2 protein-coding genes are annotated in these 4,672 nt (G+C 42.1%); both read left to right on the forward strand.

The annotated features are described in order from the left end of the window. The first annotated feature begins 286 nt into the window (after positions 1-286). Positions 287-2,935, forward strand: coding sequence for a family 20 glycosylhydrolase (locus ENH88_RS15015; RefSeq protein ID WP_304183392.1), 2,649 nt, complete (start codon positions 287-289; stop codon positions 2,933-2,935). A 256-nt stretch (positions 2,936-3,191) separates the two neighbouring features. Further along, on the forward strand, positions 3,192-4,487 hold the full coding sequence (gene nagP / locus ENH88_RS15020) for an N-acetylglucosamine MFS transporter NagP (protein WP_304183393.1): 1,296 nt from the start codon (positions 3,192-3,194) through the stop codon (positions 4,485-4,487). Positions 4,488-4,672 lie beyond the last annotated feature (185 nt).

Consider the following 4,672-nt stretch of genomic DNA (forward strand, 5'->3'; position numbering starts at 1 on the left):
ATAGCCAAATTGGGAGGTTGGCACGATAGTAAACGAACAGGGCGTGTTGGCACAAAAGCCATGTGGGACGGCTGGGTGAAGTTGGTATTTTTAGTCGAGTCCTATGCTTTTATGAAGGAACTCGACTTGTGATCAAGAGACAGGCTGATAGCTGATAGCTTTTATTTCAATTAATGATAGCGCTGTCATTTTATCTTTTATATGATGGAGGTGAATAAATAATAATAAATAACAGATTACGTGGGAGGAAATGCGTAGTCTTAGAATATACAACGAGGAGAGAGCAATGGATTTTAAACAGCGAACTTTAGCAAGTTTGATCGCGATGATGCCGTTATTGGCGCAGGCGCAGTTTTCGCAAACCGATGTGAATAACTTTGCCAAAGACACCACCCTGACATTTGCCGTAGTTGATAACTTTCATAATAAAGACGCCGGTTTTTTAGGAAAAATAACACTAAACAATCAATCTGATGTTGCACTTCCTGCTGGCGAAAGCGATTGGCAGTTGTATATTCACTCGGTGCGTAAAATCAGCACTGAGCTTGTTGCCGGTTTAAATATTGAACACGTAAATGGTGATTTACATCGTATTACTCCAACAAAAAACTTTAACGGGCTCGCAGCAGGTAAAAATCTAGAGCTTGAATTTGATGCACAAGCTTTTATTGTGGCTTACAGCGATTTTATGCCGCGTGCGTTCTTTGTATCAGGTGATAACAAACCGGCTATTTTTGCAAATACCGACAGCGAAGACATGACCCAATTTGTGGCACCGTTCGAGCGTGAAAATCAACTGCGCCGTTATAATGAGCCTAAAGACTTAACGGTGTTGATCACCCCCGAAATCCGTTTTGAGCGTAATCAAGCAACTACTAGCAAAGTATCAAAACAAGATGCACTGAAACGGATCATCCCAAAGCCACAAAAAGTAGAGTTTAATCGCGGTACTGCAACACTTGATAGCAGCTGGCAAATTAGTTTCCAAGGTCAGCTAAAAAATGAAGTAATGATCTTTATGCAAGACTTGCAAGATGATTATGGCCTAATGTTAAAAGCCCAGCCTGAGCATATAAAAGTAGCGAAACAAAAACTGATCAGCTTAAAAGTAAATCCGCAGTTGGCCGCAGGAAAATCTGAGAGTTACACCTTAGAGATTGATGACGAACGTATTGAAATTGTTGGTAGTGATAATGCGGGGGTGTTTTACGCCATGCAAAGTTTGCTTAATTTACTACCGGCAAATAGCCAAGGTGCAGTAGAGGTTCCACAACTGGAGCTTGAAGATAGCCCACGCTATGGCTGGCGTGGTATGCATTACGACAATGGCCGTAACTACCACGGTAAAGACGCTATGTTCAAACTTGTCGAGCAAATGGCGCGCTATAAAATGAATAAACTGCACTGGCATTTTTCAGAAGATGAAGGCTGGCGTTTAGAAATTCCAGGATTACCTGAACTTACCGAGATTGGTGGTTATCGCTGCTTTGACCTTGAAGAAAGAGAGTGTCTCTTGACGCAACTGGGTACTGGCCCATTTAAGTCAGGCTCAGGTAACGGATACTTAAGCCGAGCTGAGTTTGTTGAACTATTAAAGTTTGCCAAAGACCGCCATGTTCAAATCATTCCTGAAATTGAAGGCCCAGGCCACGCACGGGCCTCAATTAAAGCGATGGAAGCACGTTATCATAAGCTTGCTGACGCAGCGCAGCGCAGCGCTAAAAATAATTTAGTTAATAAAAAGCACACCACAAAAGAAACACAACAAGTTGATATTAGTGCTGCCACGCAATACTTATTGAGCGATCCTAAAGACACGTCAGTGTATATGACAGTGCAAAACTACAAAGATAATTCAATGAATGTGTGCATGGACTCAACTTACGCCTTTTTAGACAAGGTAACCTACGAATTACAGCAAATGTACCGTGAAGCTGGTGTACAGCTAACTAATTTACATTTTGGTGGTGACGAAGTGGGCGCGGGTTCATGGGTTGATTCGCCAATCTGCCAAGCAATGTTTGCCGATCCAAACAATGGCGTGGCGGGGGCTGCAGATTTAAAACCATACTTTACCCAACGTGTTGCTAAATTACTTGAAAAACGCGGCATTTCGCCAGGTGCATGGGAAGATGGTTTAATGTATGACCGCACCAACCCATTTAAGCGCGATGAATTTCCTAATAAAACCTTTACAGCAAACGTCTGGGATAACATTTGGGAGTGGGGCGTAGCAGATAGAGCTTACCGTTTAGCCAATGCTGGCTACCAAGTGATATTATCGCATGGTACACACTTATACTTTGACCACCCTTATGAAGCTCACCCGGAAGAACGTGGTTATTACTGGGCAACGCGTTACACAGACACGCAAAAAGCATTTAATTATATGCCAGATGATGTGTATGCAAATGCTGATTACACCCGTACTCGCGAGCCGATAGATAACCTTGAAGCTTTAGTTGGCCGGCCATTACCAAAGCTTGAAAAGCCAGAAAACATTCTTGGTATGCAAGGGCAGGTATGGTCTGAAACTATTCGAACCGAAGAGCAAGTATTAGCAATGATCTTCCCACGTATTTTATCTGTTGCCGAGCGTGCTTGGCACAAAGCCCCGTGGGAAGGCGAGCAGGTTGATCGTAAAAACCAAGAACAGGACTGGGCGCAATTTTCAGCAGCCGTTGGCCTAAAAGAGCTAACTAAACTGGCAAATGCGGGTGTTAACTTGCATTTACCGGTACCTGGAGGTGTGATCAGCAAGGGTAAGCTTGAAGTTAATACACCTTTTGCCTATTTAAATACTGAGTATAGTTTAGATGATGGCGCGACTTGGCAGCAGTATACAGCTCCGATCAGTGTTTCTGAACAGCAGTCTGTGGCATTACGCAGCAGTTTAAATAGCCAACTGAAAAGCAGAATTACTCATATAAATTAATATATTAGTAATAAAATTTGTTTTGAAAGGGCCTAATAGGCCCTTTTTTGTACCGTTGTAAAATAAATAGTTACTAGTAATATGACGACAATTAACGTAAAGTTTTATGGCAGCGCTGTCATTTTTGTTGCGAGAGTGTTATTGATTTCTCGCCAGTATGTAACATAATGCAGCAACGCTAATCGTCGCTTTAAGTCTAGATAAACTTAATTGAAATAAATAATTATAACGATAGCTCGCAACAAGAAGAAGTTTTATGGAAGTCACTGTGTCAAAAACAAATAAACAAAGTAATTTTATACCCATGGCCATAGTCGCCACGTTATTCTTCATTCTAGGGTTTGCAACCTGGTTGAATGGCTCACTTATGCCTTACTTAAAGCAAGTATTGCAGTTGAGCCCATTTCAAGCATCGCTGATTTTATTCTCGTTTTACATAGCGGTAACGTTTACAGCTGTACCATCGGCGATAATCATCCGTAAAGTCGGTTACAAAAATGGTATGGCGATAGGTATGGCAACCATGATGGTTGCAGGTCTATTGTTTATTCCTGCGGCTAAAACTCAAGTGTTTGCGCTGTTTTTATTTGCACAATTAGTGATGGGCGCAGGGCAAACATTACTACAAACTGCAGTTAATCCTTATGTTGTACGTATTGGGCCTGAAGAATCAGCCGCAGCACGCGTTAGTATTATGGGCATACTAAATAAAGGCGCAGGTGTAATTGCACCAATCGTATTTACCGCTTTAATTTTAAGTGACTTTACCGGCTTGGTTGGTAAAGACTTATCGCAAGCTGAAATAGATTCAATGGCAAACAGCCTTATTTACCCTTATTTAGGCATGGCTTTATTTATTGGTGCACTTGGTTTTGCAGTAACTAAGATGCCACTACCAGAGCTAATTGATGACGAAGAGCACGGTGCTAAAGGGCAGGTTAAAGCGGCACTTGCACATCCAAGCCTAGCGCTAGGTGTAGCCGCATTGTTTGTATATGTAGCCGTAGAGGTTATCGCTGGTGACACAATTGGTACGTTTGCGTTATCGCTAGGCATTGAAAAATACAGTGTAATGACGTCGTATACCATGAGCTGTATGGTACTAGGTTATATTTTAGGTATTGTGCTTATTCCGCGTGTTATTTCGCAGCAAGCAGCATTAAGTGCATCAGCAATATTAGGTTGTGTGTTAACGCTTGCAGTCGTGTTTAGTGATACAAGTTCAGTGGTTGTCGCAACTGCACTGGGCTTAGAAGTGCAATTACCTGATACACTATTGATGATAGCTGTGCTAGGATTTGCCAATGCGATTGTATGGCCTGCTGTATGGCCGCTGGCGTTATCTGGTTTAGGTAAATTAACCAGTGTTGGCTCGGGCTTATTAGTCATGGGTATTGCCGGTGGTGCATTTGGACCATTATTCTGGGGCCTAGCAAGTGGCGGCGTTGATTCAGCTGAAGCACAACAGGGCGCTTATATCGTCATGTTACCTTGTTATTTATTCATTCTTTTCTATGCTGTTAAAGGGCATAAGATGAAGAGCTGGAAATAAACAGCTTCTAGGTGCTAGGAAGACAAAGGTGCTAGGAATAAAGCTAAAACATTTTTGACAGTAAAGTAAATGGCTCAATACTGTTTTGTAGAACCTAGAACCTAGAACCTAGAACCTAGAACCTAGAACCTAGAACCTAGAACCTAGAACCTAGAACCTAGAACCTAGAACCTAGAACCTAGAAC

This window comes from Pseudoalteromonas prydzensis (assembly GCF_011050055.1).
Taxonomy (GTDB): domain Bacteria; phylum Pseudomonadota; class Gammaproteobacteria; order Enterobacterales; family Alteromonadaceae; genus Pseudoalteromonas; species Pseudoalteromonas prydzensis_A.

Excerpts from the sequence above, each read along its gene's own strand:
- ENH88_RS15015 (WP_304183392.1), top strand. The coding sequence starts at position 287 with ATGGATTTTAAACAGCGAACTTTAGCAAGTTTGATCGCGATGATGCCG.
- nagP (WP_304183393.1), top strand. The coding sequence starts at position 3,192 with ATGGAAGTCACTGTGTCAAAAACAAATAAACAAAGTAATTTTATACCC.